Origin of the sequence: Streptomyces sp. Go-475, from assembly GCF_003330845.1 — a bacterium.
In the GTDB taxonomy this organism is placed as follows: Bacteria; Actinomycetota; Actinomycetes; order Streptomycetales; family Streptomycetaceae; genus Streptomyces.
The window spans coordinates 7,263,062-7,287,610 of record NZ_CP026121.1 but is presented as its reverse complement, the minus strand read 5'-3'; the positions used below and the strand labels follow the sequence as shown (position 1 = coordinate 7,287,610).

General features: G+C 72.0%; 19 protein-coding genes. 5 read left to right on the top strand and 14 right to left on the bottom strand.

Going from position 1 to position 24,549, the window contains the following annotated elements:
- Window positions 1-168: 168 nt before the first annotated feature.
- On the bottom strand, window positions 169-1,014 hold the full coding sequence (locus C1703_RS33165) for an inositol monophosphatase family protein (RefSeq protein WP_114256293.1): 846 nt from the start codon (window positions 1,012-1,014) through the stop codon (window positions 169-171).
- An 85-nt stretch (window positions 1,015-1,099) separates the two neighbouring features.
- Entirely contained in the window at window positions 1,100-2,926 is a 1,827-nt protein-coding gene (locus tag C1703_RS33160) for a gamma-glutamyltransferase (protein ID WP_114256292.1), read from the bottom strand.
- Between the two features lie 232 nt (window positions 2,927-3,158).
- Here C1703_RS33160 and C1703_RS33155 point away from each other — a divergent pair, with 232 nt between their 5' ends.
- Window positions 3,159-3,827, top strand: coding sequence for a hypothetical protein (locus tag C1703_RS33155; RefSeq protein ID WP_114257709.1), 669 nt, complete (start codon window positions 3,159-3,161; stop codon window positions 3,825-3,827).
- Window positions 3,828-3,854: 27 nt separating this feature from the next.
- On the opposite strand, the gene C1703_RS33150 is transcribed toward C1703_RS33155, so the two are convergent.
- The 9 genes from C1703_RS33150 to C1703_RS33110 form a co-directional block, all read right to left on the bottom strand.
- Window positions 3,855-5,381 (bottom strand): NCS1 family nucleobase:cation symporter-1, encoded by a 1,527-nt coding sequence (locus tag C1703_RS33150; protein ID WP_114256291.1) that lies wholly within the window; start codon window positions 5,379-5,381, stop codon window positions 3,855-3,857.
- 137 nt (window positions 5,382-5,518) lie between these two features.
- Window positions 5,519-6,541: a TIGR03842 family LLM class F420-dependent oxidoreductase gene (locus tag C1703_RS33145; RefSeq protein ID WP_114256290.1), complete on the bottom strand. Its 1,023-nt coding sequence runs from the start codon at window positions 6,539-6,541 to the stop codon at window positions 5,519-5,521.
- Window positions 6,542-6,553: 12 nt separating this feature from the next.
- Entirely contained in the window at window positions 6,554-7,957 is a 1,404-nt protein-coding gene (gene hydA, locus C1703_RS33140) for a dihydropyrimidinase (protein ID WP_114256289.1), read from the bottom strand.
- Between the two features lie 97 nt (window positions 7,958-8,054).
- Complete coding sequence (locus C1703_RS33135) at window positions 8,055-8,897, bottom strand: nitrilase-related carbon-nitrogen hydrolase (protein ID WP_114256288.1); 843 nt, start codon at window positions 8,895-8,897, stop codon at window positions 8,055-8,057.
- A 155-nt stretch (window positions 8,898-9,052) separates the two neighbouring features.
- Window positions 9,053-10,618 carry a PucR family transcriptional regulator gene (locus C1703_RS33130; protein WP_114256287.1) on the bottom strand — a complete coding sequence of 522 codons (1,566 nt, stop codon included), beginning with the start codon at window positions 10,616-10,618 and terminating at the stop codon, window positions 9,053-9,055.
- A gap of 27 nt (window positions 10,619-10,645) precedes the next feature.
- Window positions 10,646-11,932: an aspartate aminotransferase family protein gene (locus C1703_RS33125; protein ID WP_114256286.1), complete on the bottom strand. Its 1,287-nt coding sequence runs from the start codon at window positions 11,930-11,932 to the stop codon at window positions 10,646-10,648.
- Window positions 11,929-12,771 (bottom strand): nitrilase-related carbon-nitrogen hydrolase, encoded by an 843-nt coding sequence (locus tag C1703_RS33120; protein WP_114256285.1) that lies wholly within the window; start codon window positions 12,769-12,771, stop codon window positions 11,929-11,931. The genes C1703_RS33125 and C1703_RS33120 overlap by 4 nt, the downstream gene beginning before the upstream one ends.
- A gap of 170 nt (window positions 12,772-12,941) precedes the next feature.
- Entirely contained in the window at window positions 12,942-14,579 is a 1,638-nt protein-coding gene (locus C1703_RS33115) for a hypothetical protein (RefSeq protein WP_114256284.1), read from the bottom strand.
- A 107-nt stretch (window positions 14,580-14,686) separates the two neighbouring features.
- Entirely contained in the window at window positions 14,687-14,947 is a 261-nt protein-coding gene (locus C1703_RS33110) for a helix-turn-helix transcriptional regulator (RefSeq protein ID WP_114256283.1), read from the bottom strand.
- A 24-nt stretch (window positions 14,948-14,971) separates the two neighbouring features.
- On the opposite strand from C1703_RS33110, the gene map reads away from it, so the two are divergent.
- Together map and C1703_RS33100 are read left to right on the top strand one after the other, a co-directional pair.
- Window positions 14,972-15,739: a type I methionyl aminopeptidase gene (gene map / locus C1703_RS33105; protein WP_114256282.1), complete on the top strand. Its 768-nt coding sequence runs from the start codon at window positions 14,972-14,974 to the stop codon at window positions 15,737-15,739.
- A gap of 180 nt (window positions 15,740-15,919) precedes the next feature.
- On the top strand, window positions 15,920-18,457 hold the full coding sequence (locus C1703_RS33100; protein ID WP_114256281.1) for an ATP-dependent Clp protease ATP-binding subunit: 2,538 nt from the start codon (window positions 15,920-15,922) through the stop codon (window positions 18,455-18,457).
- Window positions 18,458-18,531: 74 nt separating this feature from the next.
- Here C1703_RS33100 and ggt read toward each other — a convergent pair whose 3' ends face one another.
- The gene (gene ggt, locus C1703_RS33095; protein ID WP_114256280.1) at window positions 18,532-20,331 is read right to left on the bottom strand and encodes a gamma-glutamyltransferase; all 1,800 of its coding nucleotides are present in this window, start codon (window positions 20,329-20,331) and stop codon (window positions 18,532-18,534) included.
- A gap of 104 nt (window positions 20,332-20,435) precedes the next feature.
- Here ggt and C1703_RS33090 point away from each other — a divergent pair, with 104 nt between their 5' ends.
- Together C1703_RS33090 and C1703_RS33085 are read left to right on the top strand one after the other, a co-directional pair.
- Window positions 20,436-21,191, top strand: a complete 756-nt coding sequence (locus tag C1703_RS33090) for a hypothetical protein (RefSeq protein WP_114256279.1) — start codon at window positions 20,436-20,438, stop codon at window positions 21,189-21,191.
- Between the two features lie 115 nt (window positions 21,192-21,306).
- Window positions 21,307-22,875 (top strand): CocE/NonD family hydrolase, encoded by a 1,569-nt coding sequence (locus tag C1703_RS33085; protein ID WP_114256278.1) that lies wholly within the window; start codon window positions 21,307-21,309, stop codon window positions 22,873-22,875.
- A gap of 222 nt (window positions 22,876-23,097) precedes the next feature.
- Here the strand turns inward: C1703_RS33085 and C1703_RS33080 are convergent, their stop codons facing one another.
- Window positions 23,098-23,841 (bottom strand): amino acid ABC transporter ATP-binding protein, encoded by a 744-nt coding sequence (locus C1703_RS33080; RefSeq protein WP_114256277.1) that lies wholly within the window; start codon window positions 23,839-23,841, stop codon window positions 23,098-23,100.
- A gap of 140 nt (window positions 23,842-23,981) precedes the next feature.
- A complete protein-coding gene (locus tag C1703_RS33075; protein WP_114256276.1) occupies window positions 23,982-24,389 on the bottom strand; it encodes a DUF6278 family protein in 408 nt (135 codons plus the stop codon).
- Window positions 24,390-24,549 lie beyond the last annotated feature (160 nt).

Below are 24,549 nucleotides of genomic sequence, written 5' to 3'. Positions count from 1 at the left end.
GGCACCTTCGGACCCCTTCGTCAGCCGACGGCCACTGGGGATCAGGATATGCCCGGGGACGGTCCGTCACCGGCCGCGGGTGATGTCCGGTGCGCGCGGGCAGCGCCGAAGCGGTCAGCGCTACCGTGCGCCTACGGTCGGTGACCGCTCGTCGGGCTTCCGCCGGGCTCATGCGCCGCCCGACAGCAGCGCCGCGACCCGCCGGGCCGTGGCCGCGTCGCGGGCGGCGGTGAACGGCAGGGCGTTGCCGCCCGTGACGCGGAACGGATCGCCCGCGCGGGTCAGATGGGCGCCGCCCGCCTCCTCGACGAGGAGCAGCCCGGCCGCGTGGTCCCACGCCGCCTCCCACGAGAAGGCCACGGCGTCCAACTCGCCCCGGGCGATGGCGAGGTACTCCAGGCCGGCCGAGCCGCACGCGCGCGGTGCCACCCCCTCGGTGCGCAGCCCGAGCAGGGCGTGCTTCTGCTCGTCCGTCGTGTAGTCCGGGTGGGAGGTGGCCACGCGCAGGTCGCGGCCGGGCTCCGGCACACCGGCGAACAGCCGCTCGCCGTCGAGGTAGGCGCCCTTGCCCCGCTCGGCGGTGGCGAGCCGGTCCCGGGCGGGCGCGTAGGTCCAGGACCCGAGCAGGGTGCCGCCCTGGGCCAGCGCGACCAGCGTGCAGAACCCGGCCTCGCCGCGTACGAACGGCCTTGTGCCGTCGACCGGGTCGATGATCCAGACCGGGGCGTCGCCCCGTATCGCCTCGTAGGAGGCCGGGTTGGCGTGGACCGCCTCCTCGCCGACCACGACCGAGCCGGGCAGCAGGGCGGCCAGGGCCTCGGTGAGGTACAGCTCGGCCTTGCGGTCGGCGTCGGTCACCAGATCGTGCGGGCCGGCCTTCTGGTCGACCTCGTGCGCGGCGAGCTGACGCCAGCGCGGCATGATCTCGGTGGTGGCCGCCTTGCGGATCTCCTCCTCGACGTCGGAGGCGTGCTGCGCGAGAAACTCTTCGATGGTTTCGTTGCTGTCGATCACCCTTCCATGACACCACGTGCCACTGACAATCCCCACCCGCCGGGTGCGCCCCGGGTGGAATCGCGGTGAACTCCAGCGGGGGCGGTCACCGGCCGACCGCGTACCCCTGCATGCCGCGCGGGTTCGCCGCCGCCGACAGGACGCCGGTCTCCGGGTCCCGGGCGACGGCGCAGAGCCGGCCCTCCGACCAGGGGGCGCCGACGGTCACCTCATGGCCGCGGCGCCGCAGCTCCGCGACGACGGCCGGGTCGGTGCGGGCCTCGACGGTCACGCTGCCCGGGCGCATGCCGCGCGGGAAGAAGGAGCCCGGGAAGCTGTCGTTGTGCCAGTTCGGGGCGTCGATCGCGCCCTGGAGGTCGGGACCGCCGCGCACCTGGGGGCGCAGCGCGACCGCCAGGAGGAAGTGCAGCTGCCACTGGTCCTGCTGGTCCCCGCCGGGCGTGCCGAACGCCATGACGGGCACGCCGTCGCGCAGGGCGATCGAGGGGGACAGGGTGCTGCGGGGGCGGCGGCCGGGGGTGAGGGTGCTGGGCAGGCCCTCCTCCAGCCAGGTCATCTGGAGCCGGGTGCCGAGCGGGAAGCCGAGTTCGGGGACGACGGGGTTGGACTGGAGCCAGCCGCCGCTGGGCGTGGCCGAGACCATGCCGCCCCAGCGGTCGACGATGTCCAGGTGGCAGGTGTCGCCCCGGGTGCTCCCGTCGGCGGTGACGACCGGTTCGCCGGGCACGGGGGACGTCGGGAGTTTGGCGACGGTCGGCTCGCCGACGCCCAGGGCGTCGGAGCCCTCCTGGGCGGCGGCCGCCACGCGCGCGTGCGCGCTCAGCCGCGGGGGGCGTCCGCCGGGGCTCCCGGGCCGCAGGTCGTGCTCGGCCCGCTCGCCGACGAGGGCGCGGCGGGCCGTGTTGTACTCGGCGGACAGCAGGTCGTCGAGGGGCACCTCGGCGGCGTCCCCGTACCAGGCCTCCCGGTCGGCCATGGCGAGTTTGCAGCCCTCGACCAGGAGGTGGACGTAGTCGGCCGAGCCGTAGGGGGGCAGTTCGGGCGGCAGCAGGGCGAGTTGCTGGAGCAGGACCGGGCCCTGGCTCCAGGGGCCCGGCTTGCACACGGTCCAGCCGTTCCAGTCGTACGTCACGGGTGTCTCGTAGGTCGCGGACCAGGCGGCGAGGTCGGCGGCCGTGAGGGTGCCGGTGTGGTGGTCGCCGCTGGTGTCCAGGGTGGGGCGGGCGGCCTGGCGTACGAGGGCCTCGGCGATGAAGCCGGTGCGCCACACCTGCCGCGCGGCCTCGATCTCGGCCTCCCGGTCGCCCGCCCCGGCGGTCTCGGCGAGCAGGCGCTTCCAGGTGGCGGCGAGCGCGGGGTTGCGGAAGAGCTCGCCGGGGCGTGGCGCCTTGCCGCCGGGCAGGTAGACCTCCGCCGACGAGGTCCACTCGGTCTTGAAGAGTTCGCGCACCGTCTCGACGGTGTCCGTGACCCGCTCCACGGGCGCGTGGCCGTGTTCGGCGTAGCCGATGGCGTACTTCAGGACGTCGGCGAGGGACTTGGTGCCGTGGTCGCGCAGCAGCAGCATCCAGGCGTCGAAGGCGCCCGGTACGGCGGCGGCCAGCGGACCGGTGCCGGGGACCAGGTCCAGGCCGAGTTCCCGGTAGTGCGCGACGGTCGCCCCGGCGGGTGCGACGCCCTGTCCGCACAGCACCCGCACCTCGCCACCGGGCGGGGCGAGCAGGATCGGCACCTCGCCGGCCGGGCCGTTGAGGTGGGGTTCGACGACGTGCAGCACGAAGGCGCCGGCCACGGCCGCGTCGCAGGCGTTGCCACCGTCCTCCAGGACGGCCATCGCCGACTGCGCGGCGAGCCAGTGCGTGGAGGACACCATGCCGAAGGTGCCCTGCAGGGTCGGGCGGGATGTGAACATACGTCCTCTCACCTCTCGTACGCGCGCGCCACCCGTCCCCCTCCCCCGGTCACGGCTGCGGCGAAACCCCCGGCCAGCGCTGCGCAGTGCGACCGCGCCGGTGCGAACCGTGTTTCCGCGGCCTGTGTGCCGGACCGCACTTCCGCACCACAGGGACTCATGTGAAACTGTCGTCCCGTCCGCCGTGCGGACCCGCTCCGCACCGTCCGTCCCCCCCCACGAGAAGGGCGCCGTGCGTTCCCTACCCCTGCCCCTGGCCCTGACCGCACGCCTGTCCCCGGTGGCTGTGCTCGCCGCGGCGGGCTGGGCGCTGTCGTCCGGTCCGCTCGCCGCGCCGCAGGCCGCCGAGCACAAGCCGGCCGACGAGAAGACCGGGACCCAGTCCGCGTCCGCGCCGTCCACGTCGACCGTCGCGAAGGCGTACTCGGCCGCTCCCGCCCCGTGCGAGAGCATCGCGAAGAAGACGATCGAGTCGCTGGTGCCGGGTGCCAAGACGGCCGGGAAGGAGATCCCGTCCACGGACGCGGAGCTGCGCCGCACCTGCTCCTGGAACGCGCTCAAGGGCTACGACTACCGTTGGCTGGACGTGTCGTACGAGGTGCTGGAGTCGGACGAGGCGGCGCAGAAGGCGTACAAGGAGAGCACGGAGAAGCGCAGCGGTGGCGGGGCCGTCCCGGGTCTGGGTGACAGCGCGTACTCCGTCGTGAACCTCACCACCGAGGACAAGCAGGAGACGCGCGAGGGCGTCGTGGTCGCCCGCGCGTCCAACGCGCTGGTGACGGTCACGTACAACGGCAGTGACTTCGAGTCGAAGAAGGCGCCCGATACGGACACGATCAACAAGGGCGCCATCAAGGCCGCGAAGGAGGCCGTGGCGGCGCTGGAGGCCGACAAGGGCTGATCGCCTGTCCTCCAGCGCCGGCCCGCGTCAGACGATCGTGCGGTCACGGCCTCGCAGGGCCATCAGCAGCAGGTACAGCACCATCGACGTGCCCAGGCCCACGGCCCAGCCGTAGTCGGCGAGATCGGACAGTGCCGGGACGGGGCGGCCGTCGATGAGCGGTTTGAAGCTGGCGCCGCCGACGGCGAGCACACCGCCGGCCACGAAGGCGACGACGGCCCGCCAGTTCCAGCCGCCCTCGTACCAGTAGCGGCCGCCCGTGCGGTACAGGTCGGCCAGGTCGAGCCGGGAGCGGCGCAGGATCCAGTAGTCGGCGATGAGGATGCCCGCGACGGTGCCGAGCAGGCCGCCGACCAGGCCGAGCCAGGTGAAGATGTAGCCCTGCGGGTCGGAGTACAGCTTCCACGGGAAGATCAGCACCCCGAGGACGCAGGTCGCGAGGGCGCCGGCGCGGAAACTGATCCTGCGGGGCGCGATGTTGGAGAAGTCGAACGCCGGTGAGACCAGGTTGGCCGCGACGTTGACGGACAGGGTCGCCACCAGGACGGTGACCAGCGCGAAGAGCAGGCCCACCGTGTTGTCGGTCTTGGCCGCGAGCTGGACCGGGTCCCAGATCGCCTCGCCGTAGACGGCCTGGCTGCCGGAGGTGACCATCACCGACAAGAAGGCGAAGAGCGTCATGGTGGTCGGCAGGCCGAGGGCCTGGCCCCACGTCTGCGCCTTCTGGCTCCTGCCGTAGCGGGTGAAGTCGGGGATGTTCAGCGACAGCGTGGACCAGAAGCCGATCATGCCCATGAGGGCGGGGGCGAACAGCGTCCAGAAGTCGGCGCCCCAGCCGAGCTTGGAGGGCTGGTCGAACAGCGGGCCGAAGCCGCCCGCCTTGTCGCTCATCCACCACAGCATCACGAACGCGCCGACGAGCACGAAGGGCGCCGCCCAGTTCTCGAAGCGGCGGATCGTCTCCATGCCCCGGTAGATGATGACGACCTGCAAGGCCCAGAAGATCGCGAAGGACAGCCACATGGTCCAGGCGTAGCCGCCGACCTTCGCGGCGTCCGTCCAGCCGCTGCCGATGAGCTTGCCGGCCAGGAAGTAGATGGCCTCGCCGCCGATCCAGGTCTGGATGCCGAACCAGCCGCACGCCACCAGCGCCCGTACGACGGCGGGCAGGTTGGCGCCGCGGATGCCGAAGGAGGCCCGGGCGAAGACCGGGAAGGGTATGCCGTACTTCGGCCCGGCGTGCCCGGTGAGCAGCATCGGTATCAGCACGATCACATTGGCCAGGGCGATGGTGAACACCGCCTGCTTCCAGTCCATGCCGACGGCGATGAGCCCCGAGGCCAGGGTCCAGGAGGCGGTGTTGTGGGCCATGCCGACCCACAGCGCGGAGAAGTTGTACGTGGTCCAGGTGCGCTTGGCGACGGGGACCGGCAGCAGGTCCTCGTTGGCGTAGGGACCGCTCGGCGCCGGGGCGCCCGGGGCGATCTCCACCCGGCCGTCGGCGAGGGTGACTTGGGTGGTCGGCGGTGTGGCCGTGGGAGCGGTATCGGTCATGGGCCGGGCCAATCAGGGAGGTGGGACGGGAATGGCCGTGCGGGTGATGCCGATGGGGGGTGCGCTCGGGGCGTCCTGCGCCCCCTTCCCGGGCCGGGGGAAGGGGGAGTTCATGAGGGGTGCTCTCGCGTGGGAGTTCAGCCGTTGACCGCCGGGATCACCCGCGATCCGTAGGCGTCGATCACGGCCTCCTGCGCGTCGTGCATGTCGTACACGGCGAACTGGTCCACGCCGAGGTCGCGCAGCGCGTTCAGCTTCTCGACGTGCCGTTCGACCGGGCCGATCAGGCAGAACCGGTCGACGATCTCGTCGGGCACGAACTGGGTGTCCGGGTTGCCGGCGCGGCCGTGGTGGGAGTAGTCGTAGCCCTCGCGGGCCTTGATGTAGTCGGTGAGTTCGTCGGGGACGGCGGCGGAGTGCTCGCCGTACTTGGAGACCAGGTCGGCCACGTGGTTGCCGACCATGCCGCCGAACCAGCGGCACTGCTCGCGGGCGTGGGCGAGCGCCTCGGGCGAGTCGTCCTCGGTGACGTACGCCGGGGCGGCCACGCAGACGGTCACCTCGGCAGGGTCGCGGCCGGCGGCGACCGCCGCGTCCTTCACGGCCTTGACCATGTACTCCGTCAGGTAGAGGTCGGCCAGCTGGAGGATGAACCCGTCGGCCTCCTCGCCGGTCATCTTCAGGGCCTTGGGACCGTACGCGGCCATCCACACGGGGAGTTCCGCGCCCGGCTTGATCCACGGGAAGCGGACGACCGTGCCGCCGCCGAGGTCGGCCTCCCGGCCGCTGCCGAGGGCCCGGATGACCTTCATGGCCTCGCTGATCCTGGCCAGGGTGTTGGGCTTGCGGCCGGCCACGCGCATCGCGGAGTCGCCGCGCCCGATGCCGCAGACGGTGCGGTTGCCGTACATGTCGTTGAGGGTGGCGAAGGTGGAGGCGGTGACCTCCCAGGTGCGGGTGCCCGGGTTGGTCACCATCGGCCCGACCTTCAGTTTCGTGGTGTTGGCCAGGATCTGGCTGTAGATCACGAACGGTTCCTGCCACAGCACGGCGGAGTCGAAGGTCCAGCCGTAGGAGAAATTGTTCCGTTCCGCGCGCTTCATGAGGCTGATCACCCGCGAGGCCGGCGGGTCGGTCTGCAGGACGAGTCCGAAGTCCATCTGCGCCACTCCCTAGTTCAGGTACTGACAGGTGGAGCGCGGGGCGAAGACGCCGTGACCCGGGCGCCCGGTGTACTCCCGCTCGGTGATGACCGGTACGCCGCGCGAGAGCACGGTCTCGACGCGGCCGGTGACGCGCTTGCCCTCGTACGCCGAGTAGTCGACGTTCATGTGGTGGGTCTCGGCCGACATGACCTGCTCGGCGTGCGGGTCGTAGATCACCACGTCGGCGTCGGCGCCGGGCGCGATGGTGCCCTTCTTCGGGTACAGGCCGAACATCCGCGCCGGGGTGGCGCAGGCGATCTCGATCCAGCGGCGGCGGGAGATGTGCCCGTCGAGGACGGCCTGGTGGAGCAGGTCCATGCGGTTCTCGACGCCCGGCAGGCCGTTGGGGATCTTCGAGAAGTCGCCGCGGCCGAGTTCCTTCTGGCCGACGAAGCAGAACGGGCAGTGGTCGGTGGAGACGACCTGGAGGTCGTTCGTGCGGAGCCCCTGCCACAGCTTGGCCTGGTGTTCGCGCGGCCTGAGCGGGGTGCTGCACACGTACTTGGCGCCCTCGAAGTCGGGCTCGGCGAGGTTGTCGGTGGACAGGAACAGGTACTGCGGGCAGGTCTCGCCGAAGACGTTCAGCCCGTCGTCGCGGGCCCGGGCCAGTTCGGCGACCGCCTCCATCGCCGAGACGTGCACGACGTACAGGGGCGCGCCGGCGACCTGGGCGAGCCGGATGGCGCGGTGGGTGGCCTCGGCCTCCAGCAGGGCCTTGCGGACCTCGCCGTGGTAGCGCGGGTCGGTCTCGCCCCGGGCCAGGGCCTGTTCGACCAGGACGTCGATGGCGATGCCGTTCTCGGCGTGCATCATGATCAGGCCGCCGTTGTCGGCGGAGCGCTGCATGGCGCGCAGGATCTGGCCGTCGTCGCTGTAGAAGACGCCCGGGTAGGCCATGAACTGCTTGAAGGAGGTGACGCCCTCCTCGACCAGCAGGTCCATCTCCTTGAGCGTGTCCTCGTTGACGTCGGAGACGATCATGTGGAAGCCGTAGTCGATCGAGCAGTTGCCCTCGGCCTTGGCGTGCCAGGCGTCGAGTCCCTCGCGCAGGCTGTGGCCGACGCTCTGTACGGCGAAGTCGATGATCGTGGTCGTGCCGCCCCAGGCGGCGGCGCGGGTGCCGGTCTCGAAGGTGTCGGAGGCGAAGGTGCCGCCGAAGGGGAGCTCCATGTGGGTGTGGGCGTCGACGCCGCCGGGGATGACGTACTTTCCGGTGGCGTCGATGACCCGGTCGGCGGTGAAGGTGTCGGCGGCGGGTGTGCCGGTGGCGGCGAGGGCGGCGATGCGGCCGTCCTCGATCAGGACGTCGGCGTGGATCTCGTCGGAGGCTGTGATGACGAGGCCGCCGCGGATGACGGTACGGCTGCTCATGTCGTGGTCGCTCCTCGCAGTCGGTACGTGCGGGTTGTGGGTGGTTGCTCGCGCAGTTCCCCGCGCCCCTTCAAGGACGATGCAGCCAGGGCGCCGTTCAGGGAGCCGTCAGGGGGCCATACGCCCCAGGCGCCCGGTCCCGGTAGAACTGCCAGCGGTCGCGGACCTCTCGCAGCTTCGCCATGTCCAGGTCGCGGACGACCAGTTCGGGCTCCTTGTCGCTCGCCACCTCGCCGACGAACTGGGCCTCCGGGTCCACGAAGTACGACGTGCCGTAGAAGTCGTTGTCGCCGTACTCCTCGACACCGACCCGGTTGATCGCGCCGATGAAGTACTCGTTGGCGACGGCCGCCGCCGGCTGTTCCAGCTGCCAGAGGTAGCCGGACAGGCCCCGGGAGGTGGCCGAGGGGTTGAAGACGATCTCGGCGCCCGCGAGGCCGAGGGCGCGCCAGCCCTCGGGGAAGTGGCGGTCGTAGCAGATGTAGACGCCGACCTTGCCGACCGCGGTGTCGAAGACGGGCCAGCCGGAGTTGCCGGGGCGGAAGTAGAACTTCTCCCAGAAGCCCTTCACCTGGGGGATGTGCGTCTTGCGGTACTTGCCGAGGTAGGAGCCGTCCGCGTCGATCACGGCGGCGGTGTTGTAGAGGACGCCGGGCTGCTCCTCCTCGTACATCGGCAGGACGAGGACGAGGCGCAGTTCCTTCGCCAGGGCCTGGAAGCGGCGGACGATGGGGCCCTCGGGGATCTGCTCGGCGTACTCGTAGAAGGCCGGGTCCTGCACCTGGCAGAAGTACGGGCCGTAGAACAACTCCTGGAAGCAGAGGACTTGGGCGCCCTGCGCGGCGGCGTCGCGGGCCGCCTGCTCGTGGACCTGGATCATCGATTCCTTGTCGCCGGTCCAGGCGGTCTGGAAGACGGCGGCACGGATCACTCGGCTCATCGGGACCTCCGGTCGCTCGGTGTGCCGTGAGCCTAGGAAGCCGGGACGTCCTCTTTGAGTTGCACCGTGTCACGTCCCGGGGCGTGCGGCGTGCCACCGTGTCACTCTCGCGTGGGCCCATGTTTCACCGCCGTTTTCCCAGGTGGTTCCGTGTTTCACTGCTGTTGCGCGTCGTGCGCGAGGAGTGCGATGTGCACCGAGGCGGCCTGCTCGAAGTCGTCGAGGTCGACCCCGAGGCGGACCTGTATCGCCTCCAGGCGGCGGTAGAGGGCCGGCCGGGAGACGTGGTGGAGCTGGGCGGTGCGGGACTTGTTGCGGCCGGTGGCGAGGTAGGTGCGCAGCACGGACAGCAGGTCCTCGTCCGCCTCGCGCAGCAGCCCGTCCAGTTCCCGCTCCGCGAAGGACTGCACGTGCGGGTCGTCGCGCAGCAGGCGGATCAGGCCCCGCAGGTGGACGTCCTTGAGGCGGACGACCGCCGGGAGGTCGAGGGCGGCGGAGGAGTCGGCGACGGCGTCCGCGACGTGCTGGGCCTCGCGCAGGCCGGTGGGGACGTCGTCCCAGGCGGCCCGGGGGTCGGCCGCCGCGACGACCGTGCGGTCCCGGCCGGACTCCGTGCGCAGCCGGGTCGCGAAGTGCGCGGCGAGGGCGTCCGCGTCCTGGTCGCGGGGGAGGCTGAGCAGCACGGCGGTGGCCCCGTCGGCCAGCTCGGCGACCAGCCCGGACAGGCCCAGCAGCCGCAGCAGCCGTTCCAGCCGGGCGGGGTCGCCGTCGCGGACGACCAGGGGGACGAACGTCCGCCGGTTGACCGGAAGCCCGGCCGCCCGCGCCCGGGGCAGCAGTTGCCGCGCGGGGACGACACCGCTGACCAGGTCGGTCAGCAGGCTCTGCGCGGACTGCTCCTCCCAGGAGCAGGCGGCGCCGCCGCCGAGCATGCGGTGCAGGACGAGGGCCTCGGCGGCGCGGTCGGCCAGCAGCCGTCCGGTGGCGGTGTCGCCCCGGTAGCCGCACAGCACGATCCGCCCCCAGCGCTCCCCGCGTCCGCCGAGTTCGGCCCGGATCCAGCCGTCTCCTTCGGTGCCGCCGGCCTGCCGGGCGATGCGCTCCCAGTCGCGCAGCACGTCGTCGACCGCGGGCCGCTCCCCCGCCGTGCCGAGGACGCGGTGGGCGAGGTTGGTGACGACGACCGGGCAGGCGCTGTGCCGGGCGACCTCGTCGAGCAGGCGCTGCAGCGGGGCGCCCGCGGTGATGAGGGCGGTCAGTTCGGTGCGGACGGCCTCGGAGAGGCTGACGGCGGCGAACTTGCGCCGCACCAGCCGGGACTGGACCTCCTCGGTCAGTTCGGCGAAGGGGAACGGCCGGTGCAGCACCACCATCGGCAGCCCGCACCGCTCGGCGGCCCGGCGCATCACGTCCGGCGGGGAGGGGAAGGCCCGGCCGAGCCCGAGGACGACCGCCGCCGCCTCGGCGCGGTGCAGCGAGCGGACGTACTCGGCCTGCTTGTCCTCGTCCCCGGCGAGCAGCACGCCGGTGGTGAGGACCATCTCGCCGCCGCTGAGCATGACGCCGACGTCGGCGGCCTCGGCGACGTGCACCCACCGGACGGGCCGGTCGAGGTGGCTCGCGCCGGCCACCACCTCGGGCTCCCCGGCGAGCACCCGCTCCAGGGTGAGGACCTGCCGCACCGACAGGGCCGGTTCCAGGGCGTCCCAGGTGGTGGTCATGTGACGGTTCCCTTGTTCAGTCCACTGCTACTGGATGCTCCTCAGAGCGTTCTCGAGGATCGCGGCGCCCTCCTCGGCCTCCGCGACGTTGAGGGACAGCGGCGGGGCGACCCGCAGCGAGCTGGTGTTGTGGCCGCCGCCCTTGCCGATCAGCAGTCCGCCCGCGCGGGCCGCCTCCAGGACGGCCGCCGCGGTCTGCGGGTCGGCCTCGTCCGTACCGGGTTTGGTGATCTCGATGCCGATCATCAGGCCGCGCCCGCGGACCTCGCGGACGGCCGGGACCGGGGCGGCGGCGGACCGCAGCCGCTCGATGAGCAGGCCGCCGACGCGCCGGGCGTTGCCCTGGAGGTCGTGTTCCAGCAGGTAGTTGAGGTTGGCGAGGCCCGCCGCCATGGTGATCTGGGTGCCGCCGAAGGTGGAGATGCTGTTGGAGTCCAGGCAGTTCATGATCTCGGAGCGGGCGACGACCCCGCCGATGGACATGCCGTTGCCGATGCCCTTGGCGAAGGTCATGATGTCCGGCGGCCCGTTCTGCCCGTGGGCCTGCCAGCCCCAGAAGTGCTCGCCGGTGCGGCCCCAGCCGGTCTGCACCTCGTCGGCGATCCACAGGATGCCGCGCTCGTGCAGCACCTCGCGGAAGGCGGCGTAGAGCCCGTCCGGCGGGGAGGTGAAGCCGCCGACGCCCTGGATGGGCTCGGCGATCAGCGCGGCCGGGGGGCGGGTGTGGCCGAGCAGGTCGACCAGGTCGTCGACGCAGGCGGCGATGAAGTCGTCGTCGCTCAGCGAGGCGTACGGGCCGCGGGTGCGGACACCGCCGTGCACGTACAGCGTCTGCAGCGGGGAGAGCGAGGTCGGGGACCAACCGCGGTTGCCGGTGATGCCGACGGAGCTGAAGGAGCGGCCGTGGTAGCTGTTGCGCATCGCCAGGATCGTGTTGCTGCGCCGGTACGCCGTCGCCAGCAGCAGGGCGGTGTCGTTGGCCTCGGTGCCGGAGGTGGTGAAGAAGACCCGGGCGTCCGGGATGCCGCTCAACTGGGCGACCCGTTCGGCGAGTTCGACCATCGGGCGGTTGAGGTACAGGGTCGAGGAGTGGATGATCCGCCCGGCCTGCTCGCTCACCGCCTTGGTCACCTCGGGCAGGGCGTGCGCGGTCATGGTGGTGAGGATGCCGCCGAAGAAGTCGAGGTACCGGTTGCCCTCGGCGTCCCAGACGTGGCGGCCCTCGCCGTGGGTGATCTCGATCGGCTCCTCGTAGTAGAGGGCGAGCCAGTCGGGGAGCACCGCCCGGTGGCGGCCCAGGAGGTCGTCGGTCACGGCTGCACCAGCCCTTCGTAGGCGTCGGGGCGGCGGTCGCGGTAGAAGGCCCACTGCTGCCGCACTTCTTCGATGAGGTCGAGATCCAGGTCCCGGACCACGAGTTCCTCCTTGCTGTCGCTGGCGACGTCCCCCACGAACTGCCCGCGCGGGTCGACGAAGTAGCTCGTCCCGTAGAAGTCGTTGTCGCCGTACTCCTCCTGCCCGACGCGGTTGATCGCGGCGATGTAGTACGCGTTGGCGACGGCGGCCGCGGGCTGCTCCAGCCGCCACAGGTGGGACGACAGGCTCCGGTGCGTGGCGGAGGGGTTGTAGACCAGCTGCGCCCCGGCCAGACCCAGCTCCCGCCAGCCCTCCGGGAAGTGGCGGTCGTAGCAGATGTAGACGCCGACCTTGCCGACGGCCGTGTCGAAGACGGGCCAGCCGAGGTTGCCCGGCTTGAAGTAGTACTTCTCCCGGAAACCCTTCAGCTGGGGGATGTGGTGCTTGCGGTACTTGCCGAGGTAGGTGCCGTCGGCGTCGATCACGGCCGCGGTGTTGTAGTAGAAGCCGGGCTGCTCGGCCTCGAACACCGGCGCGACGATCACCATGCCGGTCTCGCGGGCGAGGGCCCGCATGCGCCGCACGGTCGGTCCGTCGGGGACGGGCTCGGCCCAGCGGTAGTGCTCCGGCTCCTCGACCTGGCAGAAGTAGGGGCTGTTGAAGACCTCCTGGAAGCCGATGATCTTCGCGCCCCGGCGGGCCGCCTCGCGGGCGTGCTCCTCGTGTTTCGCCACCATGGACTCGGTGTCGCCGGTCCAGGCGGCCTGGACCAGAGCGGCACGTACGACGTTGGCCATGAGCTGCTCCTTCGACGCGACGTCTGCGCCTCTACGCCCGTAGAAGCGGGCCGTAGAGCCACGAACGTAAGCCTCCGGCACGGGCTTGCCAAGACCATCGTCGCCAACCCGCGGGGGCGGGCGCGATTCGCACTCCTGTGGGTGAGTCGCCGGGGGCACGTCGGCGCCGGTCAGACGGCGTGTCCGGCGACCCGGAGCGCGTGCAGCAGATCCCAGCGGCGCTCGTCCGACACGCCCTGGGCGGCCTCCAGCAGCAGCGGCACCAGGCGCCGCGGATCGGGCTCGGCGCTGCGGGCGGCCTCCTCGGGGGTCCGGGTGCGCACGTACGCGTCGAGCAGTGCGCGCACCTCCCGGCGGCGGCCCTCGGCGACGAGCCCGAGGACGGCCTCCCCGACCTCGCCCGGGGGCCTGGAGACCCCTTGGCGCAGCATCTGTTGCCCGTCGCCCTCGCGCCCGGCCGCGACCAGGGCGTCAGCGGCCGCGACCAGGCGTCCGGCGGGCAGCGAGGCGGCCTCCCAGAGCAGGGTCTGCCAGTCCGCTCCCAGTCCGGCCCGTTCCAGTTCGTGGGCGAGCAGCGGGAGCCGGGCGGGGGCCCAGTACGCGGCCTCGACCAGCAGTGCGTGCGCCTCCCCGCTGCGCCCCTCCCCGCGGAGCCGCGCCAGCGTCTCGACGGCCCGCGCGACCTCGGTCCACTCCGCCGGGCCGACTGCGCCGGCCGGTCCTGCCTGGCCTGCCTCCGGTGCCGCGCGCTCCCCGACGGCCTCCTCGGCGGCCCCGGCGAAGCGCGCGCCGCGCGGGGTGCGGCCGGCGACGGGCGCGGGCACGGTGACCGCGGGCACGTCGGTGGGCGGCACGACGACGGGGGCGGCGTCCTCCTCCCCCATCCCCGCGAAGCGAGCACTGCCGCGCCGCCGCTTGCGTTGTCTGGAGGCGGAGGGCTGGGGGGCAGGAGGGTCGGGGGCGACAAGGGTCTGCGGGGCGACGGGGGCCGACTCGGCAAACGCCGAGGGCCTGACGAGCGTCTCCGAGGCAGGGCCCGAATCCGTGACGGCATGGGCGCTGCCGTGGGCGACGGCTCCCCGAGGGCCCCCGCCCCGCGGGGAACCGTGCTCGTCTGAGGCCCCTGTATCCGGCCCGACCGGGACCACCGGCCCGCTGCCGTACCCGCGCGTATCACCTGCCGTTTCACCACCCCGCGCCCAGCCCGCGGCCTCCGGTCCGCCACCGTCGGTCCGCGGCCGGCGGTCCGCTTCGCGGTGGTCGCCGCGCCGGGGGGTCGGCAGCGGGCTCGACCCGGGCCGCTGCCGGTCCAGGTATGCCATCCGCGCCCTGAGTTCCGCGCAGCGGGCGGTCGCGCGTTCGTGGTCGTCTCGGGCCCACGCGAGGTCCACCCGGAGGGCGTCGGCCTGCTCGCGGGTGGTGGCGGAGGCCAGTCGCCGGGCCAGACCGGCCTGGCGTTCGGCGGCGAACCGCTGCTCGCGGAGCATGACGTCCAGCTGGTCCCCGAGCGCGTCCCGGCCCCCGGGCCGGCTGTCGAACGCGGCCAGCGCGGCGGCGTGCAGCGAGCGGGCGCGTTCCGTCTCCGGCCCCGCGCCCCCGGGGCCGTACTGCCCGGCGAGGTCCCGCAGCAGCGCCTCCACCACGTCCCAGGGCGGCATCTCGCGCCCGTCGAGGCAGGCCCGCATGCCCTCGGGGTCACGCTGCCAGAACACCGCGCACCAGCCGCCGGACGGGTCGAGACGTGCCAGCAGACCGTCCAGGTAGTTCGCGAACTCCCGCACCTCGGCCGGGAGTTGATCCGCTGCCATCGCCCAACTCCCGCCAGACCGGAGCACTCCGCCCCGTAGGCAACACCAGTCGTGTTACAGCGGTGCTACGGGGAGTTTTCACACGAGGCGCAGGAGCCTCAGCATCCTCAGAGCGGCACGAGAACGCACCGCCCCGCCAGTTCGTCCATGGACAGCCCGAGCACGCCGGCCAGCGCGGCCACCGTGAAGAAGGCCGGGGTGGGGGCCCGCCCGGTCTCGATCTTGCGGAGGGTCTCGGCGGAGATGCCCGCGCTCGCCGCGATCTCGGCCATGCTCCGGTCGCCACGCGCCTCGCGCAGCAGCTTGCCCAGCCGCTCGCCGCGTTCGCGCTCTTCGGGGGTGAGAGGGGTGCGCACCATGCCCCCCATTCTAATACCGGTATAGTAATTGGCATGGTGGAACTGAAGACGGACACATCGATCGATGCCATGTACGAGGCGGGGCAGGTCGTCGCCCGTGCGCTGACGGCCGCGCGGAAGGCCGCCGGCGTCGGCGTCTCCCTGCTGGAACTCGACGAGGTGGCACACGACGTGCTGCGCGAGGCGGGCGCCACCTCGCCGTTCCTCGGGTACCGGCCCTCCTTCGCGCCGACCCCGTTCCCCGCCGTCCTCTGCGTCTCGGTGAACGACGCGATCGTGCACGGCGTCCCGACCCGCTACCGCCTGCGCGACGGCGACCTCGTCTCCATCGACTTCGGCGCCGAACTGGGCGGCTGGGTCGGCGACTCGGCCCTCAGCTTCGTCGTGGGCACCCCGCGCCGCGCCGACCTGCGCCTGATCGAGACCGCCGAGCGGGCCCTGGCGGCCGGCATCGAGGCGGCCGTCGTCGGCAACCGCATCGGCGACATCGCCCACGCGATCGGCACGGTCTGCCGCGGCGCGGGCTACGGCATCCCCGACGGCTTCGGCGGCCACGGCATCGGCCGCCGGATGCACGAGGACCCCGGCGTGCCGAACGAGGGACGGCCGGGGCGCGGTATGCGCCTGCGGCACGGCATGGTGCTGGCGATCGAACCCATGGTCATCGCGGGCGGCACGGACGACTACCACGCGGCCCCCGACGGCTGGACCCTGAAGACGAACGACGGCTCCCGCGCGGCCCACGCCGAGCACACGGTGGCCATCACGGACGCGGGCCCGAGGATCCTGACCGCGCGCTGACATCCGACCGGTTCACCCGGGCATGTCCCGAAGGTGCCCCTTGTCGGCGATCGTGCGAAGGTGTTGTACGAGCGCGCCCCCAGGTGTAACGGGCTGCCACCCGGGTTACCCGACCCCGGCACGTCGACCAGCGAGGGCGTCCCCCGCCCGCGCGCCGGGGACGCCGGGAACGGAAGGCCCATGAGCAGCGGCTTCAGCAGCCCGGAGGGCTACGGCTCGGATCCCTTCGGAGAATTCCTCGCACGCTTCTTCGGCGGACCGCGTCCGGGTCCCCGGCAGATCGACCTCGGCCGGCTGCTCAGCCAGCCGGCCCGGGAGCTCGTCCGCGGCGCCGCCCAGTACGCCGCCGAGCACGGCAGCCGCGACCTCGACACGCAACACCTGCTGCGGGCGGCGCTCGCCACCGAACCCACCCGGACCCTGCTCAGCAAGGCCGGCGCGAACCCGGACTCGCTCGCGTCGCAGATCGACGAGCGGTCGGGCCCGGCCCAGCACAGCCCGAACGACGCACCGCCGCCGACCGCGCTCTCCCTCACCCCGGCGGCGAAGCGGGCGCTGCTCGACGCGCACGACATGGCGCGGGCCCGCGGCTACGGCTACATCGGCCCGGAGCACGTGCTCAGCGCCCTGGCCTCGAACCCCGACTCGGCGGCCGGGCACATCCTGAACGCGGCCCGCTTCGCCCCCTCCGAGCCGCCCGAGGCGCCGGAGGCACCCCAGGCCGAGCGGCCGCGTCCGACGAACACGCCGACCCTCGACAAGTACGGCCGCGACCTCACCGAGCTGGCCCGGCACGGCCGGATCGACCCGGTGATCGGCCGGGACCAGGAGATCGAGCAGACCGTCGAGGTCCTCTCCCGCCGCGGCAAGAACAACCCCGTGCTGATCGGTGACGCCGGCGTCGGCAAGACCGCCATCGTGGAGGGGCTGGCGCAGCGCATCTCCGAGGCGGACGTGCCGGACGTGCTGATCGGGCGCCGCGTGGTCGCCCTGGACCTGACGGGCGTGGTCGCGGGCACCCGCTACCGGGGTGACTTCGAGGAGCGGATGAACAACATCGTCAGCGAGATCCGCGCCCACTCCGACCAGCTCATCATCTTCATCGACGAGCTGCACACGGTCGTGGGCGCCGGTGCCGGCGGCGGCGAGGGCGGCTCGATGGACGCCGGCAACATCCTCAAGCCGGCCCTCGCCCGGGGCGAGCTGCACATCGTGGGCGCCACCACGCTGGAGGAGTACCGCCGCATCGAGAAGGACGCGGCGCTGGCCCGCCGCTTCCAGCCGATCATGGTGCCGGAGCCGACGCCCGCCGACGCGATCGAGATCCTGCGCGGCCTCCAGGACCGCTACGAGGCCCACCACCAGGTCCGCTACACCGACGAGGCACTGGTCGCCGCGGTGGAGCTGTCGGACCGCTACCTCACCGACCGCCGGCTGCCCGACAAGGCGATCGACCTGATCGACCAGGCCGGTGCCCGGGTGCGGCTGCGGGCCCGGACCAAGGGCACGGACGTGCGGGCCCTGGAGCGGGACCTGGAGCAGCTGACCCGGGACAAGGACCAGGCGGTCGCGGACGAGCAGTACGAGCAGGCCACCCAGTTGCGCGACCGGATCCTGGACGTCAAGCAGCGGATCACCGAGGCCGGCGGTGACGGCGAGGTCGACGAGGGCCAGGACCTGGTCGTCGGCGCCGAGGCGATCGCGGAGGTCGTGTCGCGGCAGACGGGCATCCCGGTCAGCAGCCTCACCCAGGAGGAGAAGGACCGCCTGCTGGGCCTGGAGGAGCATCTGCACCAGCGGGTGGTCGGCCAGGACGAGGCCGTCCGGGTCGTCTCCGACGCGGTGCTGCGCTCCCGCGCGGGGCTCGCGAGCCCGGACCGGCCGATCGGCAGCTTCCTGTTCCTCGGCCCGACGGGCGTCGGCAAGACCGAGCTGGCCCGGGCGCTCGCCGAAGCCCTGTTCGGCAGCGAGGACCGCATGGTCCGCCTCGACATGAGCGAGTACCAGGAGCGGCACACCGTCAGCCGCCTGGTCGGCGCCCCGCCCGGCTACGTCGGCCACGAGGAGGCGGGCCAGCTCACCGAGGTGGTGCGCCGCCACCCGTACTCGCTGCTGCTGCTGGACGAGGTGGAGAAGGCCCACCCGGACGTCTTCAACATCCTGCTCCAGGTCCTCGACGACGGCCGGCTGACCGACTCGCAGGGCCGGACGGTGGACTTCACCAACACGGTCATCGTCATGACCAGCAACCTCGGCTCGGAGGCGATCACCCGCCGCGGCGCCTCCGTGGGCTTCGCGTCGGGCGGCGCCGACGCGGACGAGGAGGCCCGCCGGGAGCAGATCCTGCGCCCCCTGCGCGAGCACTTCCGCCCCGAGTTCCTCAACCGCATCGACGAGATCGTCGTCTTCCGCCAGCTCTCCACGGAACAGCTGCGGCAGATCACCAACCTCCTGCTGGACCGCACCCGCTCCCTCGTCCAGGACAAGGGCATCACGGTGACGTTCACCGACCGCGCGGTGGACTGGCTGGCCGACCGCGGCTACCAGCCGGAGTACGGCGCCCGCCCGCTCCGCCGCACGATCCAGCGCGAGGTGGACAACGAACTGTCACGGCTGCTGCTGGACGGGCGAGTGTCCGAAGGAGGCCGGGTGACGGTGGACGTGGAAGACGGCCACTTGGCGTTTCAAGCTCAAGAGACAGCAGCGCCCTCGTCCTAGGGGGTGTCCGGGCCCTGTCGATGTGCTGCTCCGCCGCGTGGGCGCGACCAGCCCCCACGCACCCGCACACGGCGTCACCGCACAGGCCGCACCACCATCGCCGATCCCCCACCCCGCCGCACGGTCTCAGCGGCTGCCAGCCACTTCCCCCCGGGCAGCCGCTGGACCCCCGTGGCCGCCCCGATCTCCGGATTGGCCTTGAAGGAGTGCCCGATCGCTTCGAGTTGCTTCCTCACCTCGGGGTCGAGGCCCGGCTCCAGCTCCGTCTGCGCGGCATTGCGCTGACTGGCCCGGGGCGCCGCGATCGCGTCGACGAGCGGCAGCCCCCGGTCCAGGAACCCCGTGAGCGTCTGCAGCACGGTCGTGATGATCGTGGCCCCGCCCGGCGACCCCAGCGCGACCACGGGCCTGTCCTGCCGGTCCAGGACGATCGTCGGCGACATCGAGGACCGCGGCCGCTTCCCCGGCCCCGGCAGGTTCGGGTCGTGCACGGCAGGGTTCGCCGGCGTGAAGGAGAAGTCCGTCAACTCGTTGTTGAGGATGAACCCCCGCCCGGGCACGGTGATCCCGCTGCCACCGGTCTGCTCGATGGTGAGGGTGTAGGAAACGACGTTCCCCCACTTGTCGGCCGCGGTCAGGTGCGTGGTGCTGTCGCCCTCATACGTGGTGGGAGCGGCCGTACCCCCTGAGTCGCAGGCCTTGGGGTTGCGCGGGTCCCCCGGCGCCACGGGGCTGGTGAGCACCGCGTCGTCCTTGATGAGGCACTCCCGCGAGTCGGCGAACCGCTGCGACAGCAGCTCCTTCGTCGGCACGTCCTCGAAGGCCGGGTCGCCCACCCAGCGGCCGCGGTCGGCGAACGCGATCCGGCTCGCCTCGATGTACCGGTGCAGGTACTCCGCCTCGCTCGCCTTGGACAGGTCGGTCCGCTCCAGGATGTTGAGCGCCTCGCCGACCGTGGTGCCCCCGGAGGAGGAGGGCGCCATGGAGTAGACGCCGAGGCCCCGGTAGGAGGTCCTGGTGGGCGCCTGGAGCTTGGTGCGGTACGCCGCCAGGTCCTTCACGGACAGGTCGCCCGGGCGGGCGTTCCAGCCCGAAGCCGGATCGACCGGCGGCTTGTTGACCGTCTCGACGATGTCCCGTCCGAGCGGACCGTGGTAGAGCGCCCCGACGCCCTTGCGTCCCAACTCGGCGTAGGTGCGCGCGAGGTCGGGGTTCTTGAACGTGGAGCCCACGACCGGCAGCCGCCCGCCCGGCAGGAACAGGTCCGCGGTGTCCGGGAAGTAGCGGAAGCGGGTCTCGTTGGACGCGGTCTGCGCGCGGAACGTCTCGTCGACGGTGAAGCCGTCACGGGCGAGTCGCTCGGCCGGCTTCAGGACGCTGGCCAGCCGCTCGCTGCCCCACCGGTCGAGCGCCGTCTGCCAGGTGGCGGGCGTGCCCGGCGTGCCGACGCTCAGTCCGCTGCTGACGGCTTCGGCGAAGGGGACGGGCTTGCCGTTCTCGACGAACAGGTCCTTGCCGGCGCTCAGCGGTGCGGTCTCGCGGCCGTCGATGGTACGCACCGCGCGGGACTTGGCGTCGTAGTAGACGAAGTAGCCGCCTCCGCCGATGCCGGCGGAGTAGGGCTCGGTGACGCCGAGCGCGGCGGCCGTGGCGACGGCCGCGTCGACGGCGTTGCCGCCCTTCCTGAGGACCTCGATCCCGGCGGCGGAGGCGTCCGGGTCGACGCTGGAGACGGCGCCGCCGTAGCCGACGGCCAGGGGGGTCTTCCCACCTCCGGGGCTCTGCGCGGCGGGTGGCGCCGCGGCCCCCACCGAAGCCACCACGGCGGCCGAAACCGCCAGGACCGTCAGATTCCGTGCGACAGGGCGACGCATCCGCACCTCCAGTCAAGGGCCGTCCGCGCAGCTTAATTCATGGGCATGCCCTCGTCAGGAACGCGCCGAACGCGTGTCCGCTCGGCCCGCTACCATGCGCGCCCATGAATGACGACGTGCGCAACATCGTCCTGGGCGTGATAGCGGCGGGCATCAGCGCCGCGCTGGGCTGGGTGGCCCGCACCTACCTGTGGCGGCGCAAGCTGCGCCGCAAGCAGGCGTTCTTCGGGCTGCCGGACAACTCCGAGTCGCTGCTGGTGGTGAACCGGGGCGCCGGCGGACCCGAGTTCGCGGTGATGCGCTACGACGTGTTCGCGCTGCTCGAACTCGCCGCGCTGATCAAGGACTGCAACGCCCACGCCCAGATCCTCCCGCACGACACGGCCCGTCAGGGCTTCGGCGAGCGCACCGAGTTCTGCGTGGGCGGCCCGGCGTCGAACCGCCGGATGGCGGCCCATCTGTCCTCCCTGCTGCCGGGCGTGCGGGTGAACGTCGACGCCGAACCGGGCCCGGACCGGGGATCGTTCCTGGTGGGCTCCGAGCGGTACCGCGTGGAGAACGGGAGGGAGGAGTACGCGCTGCTCGCGCGGCTCACCGCGGAGCGCAGCCAGAACACCCGCCCGGTGTTCCTCTTCTGCGGGCAGACGTCGATCACCAACCAGGCCACCACCCGCTACCTCGCCCGCCATCACGAGCGGCTGGCCCGCAAGTACGGCAACAGCTCCTTCGTCCTGCTGCTCAAGGTGATCAACTCGCAGGCCTACGGTCCGGACGTCGTCGAGCTGGTGGACGACGTGACGCGCGCGGCGCAGACCGCCCCGGCCGCCGCGGCTCCACGCACTTCGCACCGCGCCTCCTGAGTTCCTCCACTTCTCAACGATCGTTACCGCCACGTAACTCACCGACGGGTTACCCCTGGTAAGGGGGTGAGGTTACCGTTCGGTCACTTTGCACTGACACGAGTGAGGAGTGACCGTGGGACCCCACCGCAAGGCCCTGCGCACCACCGCCGTGGGCGCCGTCTCGGCGACCCTGGTCGCCGGCACCGCCCTCGGAATCGCCCCCACCGCCCAGGCTGCGCCGAACCCCGTCCGCTTCGTCGACATCAGCGGCGAGGGCGGCACCGTCCTCAAGGCCAACGTCGTCACCCCGGCCGGCTCCGACGGCACGCGCCGCTACCCGCTGCTCGTCATGCCCACGAGCTGGGGCCTGCCCCAGATCGAGTACCTGGCCCAGGCCCAGAGACTCGCCGACTCCGGGTACGTCGTGGTCACGTACAACGTGCGCGGCTTCTGGCAGTCCGGCGGCGAGATAGAAGTGGCGGGCCCACCCGACGTCGCCGACGCCTCGAAGGTCATCGACTGGGCGCTCGCGCACACCCCCTCGGACGCCGGGCACGTCGGCATGGCGGGCGTCTCCTACGGCGCCGGCATCAGCCTGCTCACCGCCGCGCACGACAAGCGGGTCAGGGCCGTCGCCGCACTGAGCGGCTGGGCCGATCTGATCGACTCGATCTACTCCGGACGCACCCAGCACGTCCAGGCGGCCGCCCTGCTGGACGGCGCGAGCGTGGTGACGGGCCGGCAGAGCGCCGAACTCCGGCGGATCTTCGACGACTTCTACGCCTCCAACCTGGCGAAGGAGCCGGAGCTCATCGCCTGGGGGAAGAAACGTTCCGCTGCGACCTACGTCGACCAGATCAACAAGAACGGCGCGGCGATCATGCTCGCCAACGCCTGGGGCGACTCGGTCTTCCCGCCCAACCAGTACGCCGACTTCTACGAGAAGCTGACCGGCCCCAAGCGGCTGGAGCTGCGGCCCGGCGACCACGCCACCGCCGAGCTGACCGGCCTGTTCGGGCTGCCCAACGACGTCTGGCAGGACACCGAGCGCTGGTTCGACCACTATCTGCGGGGCGAGGACAACGGCGTCGACCGCGAGCAGCCGGTCCGGCTCAAGTCCCGCGCCGCGGGCGGCTACGAGGGCTACCCGGACTGGAAGTCGGTCGGCGCGGACGACCGGAAGATCGCCCTCGCGGGCTCGAAGACCATCCGCGCGAACGTGAACTCGGGCGCGGACGGCGGGGTCGTCTTCCTGTCCAGCATCCTCGACCAGGTGGCCCAGCTGCCCCCGATGGCCTCGATCCCGCTGCTCCCCCGCCGCTGGGCCGCCGTGTGGCAGTCGGAGAAGTACGCCACGGCCCAACAGGTGCGCGGGACGACCAGGTTGCACACGACCCTCACCCCGACCAAGGAGAGCGGCACCCTCGTCGCCTACCTGTACGACGTGGGGCCGCTCGGCCTCGGCAAGCTGGTCACCCACGCGCCGTACACCTTCCACGGGCGCACCCCCGGGAAGCCGTTCGGCGTCGACCTGGAGCTGTACTCCACGGCCTACGACGTCCCGGCCGGGCATCGCCTCGCCCTGGTCGTCGACACGGTCGACCCGCTCTACATCGAGCACAACCCGTCCGGCGCGCAGCTGACCTTCTCCTCGCCGGCGAACGACCCGTCGTACGTGTCGGTTCCGCTGCGCGAGCAGTGATCTCCGGCTGCCGCCGGACGGGCCTGGCCGATGTGAACCGCCGCCCCCGTGGCCGTACGGGCCTCGGGGGCCGCACCCGACGGGAAGGCCCCGTGGACCGGGCGGGCGGTCAGCTCATCCCGGACGGGATCGGCGGACTCTGGCGAAGCCCCCTCTCCGACAAGGATGAAGGGCACATCGTAGTCGAGGTCTTATGCGACGAGCCGTCCGGTGCCCGCCCGTTCAGTGCTTGAGGATCTTGGAGAGGAAGTCCTTGGCGCGGTCACTGCTGGGGTTGGTGAAGAACTCGTCGGGCGTGCGGTCCTCGACGATCCGGCCGTCGGCCATGAAGACGACGCGGTTGGCGGCCGAGCGGGCGAAGCCCATCTCGTGCGTGACCACGATCATGGTCATGCCCTCGCGGGCGAGCTGCCGCATGACCTCCAGCACCTCGTTGATCATCTCCGGGTCGAGGGCCGAGGTCGGCTCGTCGAAGAGCATCGCCTTGGGCTCCATGGCCAGGGCGCGGGCGATGGCCACGCGCTGCTGCTGACCGCCGGAGAGCTGCGCCGGATACTTGTCCGCCTGGTCGGCGACGCCGACCCGGTCGAGGAGTTCACGGGAGCGTCGGTCGGCGTCCTCCTTCCGGCGCCCGCGGACCTTGACCTGCCCCAGGGAGACGTTCTGCAGCACCGTCTTGTGCGCGAAGAGGTTGAACGACTGGAAGACCATGCCGACATCGGCGCGCAGCCGGGCCAGGGGCTTGCCCTCGTCCGGCAGGGGTTGCCCGTCGAGGACGATCTGGCCGGACTCGATGGTCTCCAGCCGGTTGATCGCCCGGCACAGGGTCGACTTCCCCGATCCCGAGGGGCCGATGACCACGACCACCTCCCCCCGGCCGACGGTGAGGTTGATGTCCCGCAGGACATGCAGCTCCCCGAAGTGCTTGTTGACGTCACGCAGCTCGATCAGCGGATCGACGGCCATGCTCAGCCCTACTCACTCTCAGCTGTGTGGTGGTTGCGGCAACGTATCCAGGCAAGATCGAAGTTGTAGGGCGACACGCACTTTTCGATCATTAGCCGTATTTACGTCGGACTTTGGGCCAAAGGTTACGGCCTTGGGGTTCAGGTCTCCGCGACCTCGGCGTACAGCTGCGACAGCTCCGGCACCCCGTACGCGGCCCATTCGTGCCCCGAGTCCACGACGTCGAACTCCCGGCCGGAGGCCAGCCGTACGACGGGCTGCCCGTCGGACCGGATCTCCCAGGCGGCTCCCGCAACGGTACGCACGATGACGGTGCCCAGGTACAGACCGGCGTCGTTGCCGAGCCAGGTCAGGGTCTCCTCGTCGTCCCGCCAGCGCGGGACGAGCTGGTCGAGCGCCTCCAGGGAGGCCGCCGAGTCGTCCAGCCGGACACCCTCCCGGGACGCCTGGGAGCGGAGCAGTTCGCACTCGGCGAGGAGTTCCGCGATGCCCGCCGGATCGGGGAACCCCACCTTCTGGCGCCGGTTGCCCAGGAAAGGGATGTTCATACGTCCAGCGTGTCATTCGTACCGCCGTACGCACCACAGGCGCGCGGGCCGTCGGTGACGGTCGAGTTCACGCCGAGTTCGCGCCCGGCTCGTTGACGAGTCCCTGTTGTCTCCCTAGCTTCACCGTGCGTCTGGCGTCTCGGCTTCGTTACATCTTCTG